General features: G+C 43.8%; 1 protein-coding gene. It reads left to right on the top strand.

Annotated features, from left to right (window positions below):
* The coding region (locus AAEY88_RS14850; protein WP_350563625.1) for an argininosuccinate synthase domain-containing protein at positions 1–249 on the top strand (249 nt) is incomplete at both ends.

Raw genomic sequence — 249 nt, forward strand, 5'->3', positions numbered from 1 at the left:
GTTTAGACACCTCGGCTATTATCCCGTGGTTAAAAGAAACTTATGACGACTGTGAAATCATCGCATTTTGTGCCGACGTCGGCCAAGGTGAAGAAGAGCTCGTTGGCTTAACAGAAAAAGCCTTAGCGTCAGGTGCTTCTGAGTGCCATATCGTCGATCTAAAAGAAGAGTTTGTTGCTGATTATATTTACCCAACTATTGCAACGGGTGCTATTTACGAAGGTACATACTTGTTAGGCACGTCAATGG

Origin of the sequence: Psychrobacter sp. CAL346-MNA-CIBAN-0220 (assembly GCF_040309805.1) — a bacterium.
In the GTDB taxonomy this organism is placed as follows: domain Bacteria; phylum Pseudomonadota; class Gammaproteobacteria; order Pseudomonadales; family Moraxellaceae; genus Psychrobacter.